This window comes from Arsenophonus sp. ENCA (genome assembly GCF_002287155.1).
GTDB lineage: Bacteria > Pseudomonadota > Gammaproteobacteria > Enterobacterales > Enterobacteriaceae > Arsenophonus > Arsenophonus nilaparvatae.
In genome coordinates, this window is sequence record NZ_NHNG01000542.1 from 1 (window position 1) to 4,214 (window position 4,214).

Sequence of the window (4,214 nt, forward strand, 5' to 3'; positions counted from 1 at the left end):
CTGGTTTGCAAAGAGGTCATTCTTAATGGCGCTGCGTTTCTTCATGGTGGTTAGCTCAGTAGACCAGCTTCCGATAACTTTATCAGCAAAATCAAACTCGGCTTAGGTTTTTCGAGGTGCCCTGAATGTTATCTTTTTAACCTTTTTTATATTATATGGCAACTTAACGGCAATAAAGACATTCGCCTTATTTAAATGAATAAGAAAATTAATTTTTAACTTATCATCTAACAATCAATTAGATAGCTAGTTTAGATTAACTATTGTTTATTTTAATTTATCTATATTTAATTTAATAATAGTGTTATAACAAAACAATTAACTAATATTAAATGTATATAATTTATTGCAAATGATATTTATTTTTTATTAATTCGATAATGAAATTATTTTGCAAATAAGAAGTTATAGAATATTTAAAGCTATTTTAAAATCTATTTTTCTTATATTAACATTTAAAATATTTATGAATTAAATACCAATAACAAAATAAATTTCGCGATAATAAATAACTATAATTGATAATTTTAGCTTTTGATATACCATTTAGATTGATTATGACAGTTGCTATCTTACCAACTGAAACTAATAAGGTATATAAATAATGGAAAGCACACAAACACAAAAAAAAACTTCATTTTCTCCCATAGAGCAATTACTTAATGAACGCAAACAGCAACAACAAAAATCAACTATTCCGCTACCCTATCAGCAAATTTTGCTAACGCGTTTATGTATGCATGTGCAAGGGAAATTGTTAGAAAACAGAAATAATATGCTTAAAAAACAAGGAATTAATGAAACGTTATTTATGGCATTAATCATTCTCGACACCCAAACAACACATAGTATTCAACCGTCTGAACTTAGCGATGCTTTAGGCTCCTCGAGAACAAATGCAACGCGCATTGCAGATGAATTGGAAAATCGAAAATGGATTGAACGCAAAGAAAGTCACAATGATCGCCGATGCTTATATCTCCATTTAACCGAAGAGGGTTCAAACTTTCTAAAAAAAATACTTCCTCGCCAAAACGAAAATTTAGAAAAAATTTGGTCTGTTTTTAGCGCTGAAGAAAAAAATACTATCGAAAAATTGATGAGAAAGTTATTAGTTAAACTTGATGATCTTGACAATCAAACTGTATGTTAATGATTACCCCAAAGCCATCCAAAATCATAAAAAATTATTAATAATAACCATACCGTTTCCAGTGGTATAATTATAAGCTACTGGAAACTTTCGCTTATTAAGCGTAGATTAAACATTAGTAAAATGAATAATATGGAGTTTAATACAACATGGGCGTTAATGAACAACAATTAACAGCGACTAAAACCCAAAAACGCCGAACTATAATTGTACTAGTTAGCATTTTTTTTATCATTACTGCACTAATATGTGGAATTTATTGGTTTTTAGTGCTCCGACACCATCAAAGTACTGATAATGCCTACATTGCAGGCAATCAAATTCAGATAATGTCTCAAGTACCTGGCAGCGTTATTACCGTTAATGTTGAAAACACTGATTTTGTAAAAAGTGGCACAGTGCTGGTTAAACTTGATCCCAGAGATGCTATTTTAGAATTGGAAAAAGCAAAAACTAACTTAGCTAACAGCGTCAGACAAACTCATCAACATATGATTAATAGCCGACAGTATCAAGCCAATATCTCTCTTCGTCGTTCTGAACTGAATAAATTACAGCAAGATCTTCAACGTCGCGAAATACTTGGCCAATCAAAAGTTATTGGTAAAGAAGAATTACAACATGCTCGTGAAGCGGTAACCAGTGCTAAAGCCGCCCTCGATGTGGCTGTTGAGCAGTTTAATGCTAACCAAGCTATCGTGTTAGATACTCCACTAGATAAACAACCTACAGTTTTACAAGCTGCCACTGAACTTCGTAACGCTTGGCTAACATTAGAACGGACACAAATTGTTACCCCTGTTGATGGGTATGTTTCACGTCGTAGTGTTCAAGTTGGCGCTCGTATCACCCCGGCAACACCGTTTATGGCGGTAGTACCAACTGACAATATGTGGATTGACGCAAATTTTAAAGAAACTCAACTTGCCGATATTCGTATCGGTCAACCAGCAAAAATCACTACCGATTTTTATGGTAAAAACATTGTTTATCAAGGACGTGTTGAAGGCTTAGATATGGGAACAGGTAGCGCTTTTTCACTATTACCGGCCCAAAATGCAAGTGGTAACTGGATCAAAATTGTGCAACGCTTGCCTGTTCGTATAACCATTGATACAGAACAATTAAAAAAATACCCTTTGCGGATCGGACTTTCCAGTGACGTTACCGTCGATACAAGTGACAAAAATGGCCCAATACTTTCACAAAAAACTCGCGATAACCCAGCTTATCATACTAATGCGTTTAAAATTAATATGGCTCCTGTCGATCGACTAGTTACCGATATTATTAATAATAATTCAGAATCAAAATAAAAGGAGCTCATCGTGGCGAAAGAGCCCTTACAAGGTACAAAACTGGCATGGATGACATTTGCGCTATCACTAGCTACCTTTATGCAGGTTTTAGATTCTACCATTGCTAATGTTGCAATCCCAACTATTGCTGGTAATTTAGGTGCTTCTAATTCACAAGGTACCTGGGTGATCACCTCCTTTGGCGTAGCTAATGCAATTTCGATCCCCATCACAGGTTGGTTGGCTAAACGCATTGGCGAAGTTAAACTTTTTCTTTGGTCAACCGCGCTATTCACCCTAACCTCATGGCTATGTGGTATTGCCGGCAGTTTGGAAACATTGATCTTCTTTCGCATCTTACAAGGAATGGTGGCAGGTCCGCTTATTCCTTTGTCACAAAGCCTACTGCTTAATAATTACCCTCCTCTTAAACGTAATATGGCGCTTGCACTTTGGTCAATAACAATTGTTATTGCCCCCATTTGCGGGCCGATCTTAGGTGGCTATATTAGTGATAATTATCACTGGGGGTGGATTTTTTTTATTAATGTTCCTTTCGGTATTGCGATTATTTTCATTATTATGCAAACACTCGCTGATCGTGAAACCGCAACTGAGATAAAGCCAATTGATACCATTGGATTAACATTACTGATCGTTGGTATCGGTGCATTACAAATTATGCTTGATCGAGGTAAAGAACTAGATTGGTTTTATTCAACAGAAATTGTTGTGTTGGCAATAACCGCAGTAATTGCATTGAGCTTCCTAATTATTTGGGAACTGACAGATAATAACCCTGTTATTGATCTTTCCCTGTTCAAGGAGCGTAATTTCATTATTGGCTGTTTGTCACTCAGTCTGGCTTATATGCTCTACTTTGGTACTATTGTATTACTACCACAGTTATTACAGGAAGTGTTTGGTTATACGGCAACATGGGCGGGTTTAGCCTCAGCACCAGTTGGGATTTTACCACTATTAATAACGCCATTGATCGGGCGATATAGCCATAAAATTGATATGCGTGTTATCGTTACTTTCAGCTTTATTATTTACGCCGTCTGCTATTATTGGCGAGCATGGACATTTGAGCCATCGATGGATTTTGCCGCTGCGGCATGGCCACAATTCCTGCAAGGATTAGCTATTGCTTGCTTTTTCATGCCACTGACCACCATTACTTTATCTGGTTTACCAGCTGAAAAGCTCGCCTCAGCATCCAGTCTATCAAATTTTGCCCGGACACTTGCCGGAGCGATAGGAACATCTGTGACAACCACTTTATGGACACAAAGGGAAGCTATGCATCATGCCCACTTTACTGAAATTATTACCCCCTATAATCCAGAGTCGCAACTATTCTATGCAAAATTGTCCGCATTAGGATTAAATGAGCAACAGTCATCCGCTTATCTAGCAAAAATGATTACTGATCAAGGATTAATTATCTCAGCCAATGAAATTTTTTGGTTATCAGCAGGCGTTTTTATTGCCCTTTTAGTTTTACTTTGGTTGGCAAAACCCCCCTTTCAAGAGGCTGTCGCAAAAGCTCATGTTATCGATTAAAATTTGCTTTATTCGTTTTAAACGCAGATCTTTTATGACCGTATTTACTCGCAAACTGGAATCGCCTTCTCACACCAAACGTAAGTTTGTCAAAGCGCAAAATCTACCTATCTTGGAGGGTTCTGTTTCCCTTTGCGATTATCTCAAGCAAATTGGTGAACGTAGGGCATTTATTGTCACAGAGATTTTGGATG

Annotated in this window: 3 protein-coding genes and 1 pseudogene; all 4 read left to right on the forward strand. The window is 36.5% G+C overall.

The annotated features are described in order from the left end of the window. Positions 1-604 precede the first annotated feature (604 nt). A complete protein-coding gene (gene mprA / locus CBG25_RS14105; RefSeq protein WP_290607391.1) occupies positions 605-1,153 on the forward strand; it encodes a transcriptional repressor MprA in 549 nt (182 codons plus the stop codon). Positions 1,154-1,302: 149 nt separating this feature from the next. After that, positions 1,303-2,469, forward strand: a complete 1,167-nt coding sequence (gene emrA, locus CBG25_RS14110; RefSeq protein WP_290607393.1) for a multidrug efflux MFS transporter periplasmic adaptor subunit EmrA — start codon at positions 1,303-1,305, stop codon at positions 2,467-2,469. Positions 2,470-2,481: 12 nt separating this feature from the next. After that, complete coding sequence (gene emrB, locus CBG25_RS14115) at positions 2,482-4,020, forward strand: multidrug efflux MFS transporter permease subunit EmrB (RefSeq protein ID WP_290607395.1); 1,539 nt, start codon at positions 2,482-2,484, stop codon at positions 4,018-4,020. Beyond that, positions 4,007-4,214, forward strand: a pseudogene (locus tag CBG25_RS14120) (hypothetical protein); the annotation flags it as partial. The gene emrB and the pseudogene CBG25_RS14120, both read left to right, overlap by 14 nt.

Coding starts and splice junctions, on each gene's coding strand:
- mprA (WP_290607391.1), top strand. CDS start 605: ATGGAAAGCACACAAACACAAAAAAAAACTTCATTTTCTCCCATAGAG.
- emrA (WP_290607393.1), top strand. CDS start 1,303: ATGGGCGTTAATGAACAACAATTAACAGCGACTAAAACCCAAAAACGC.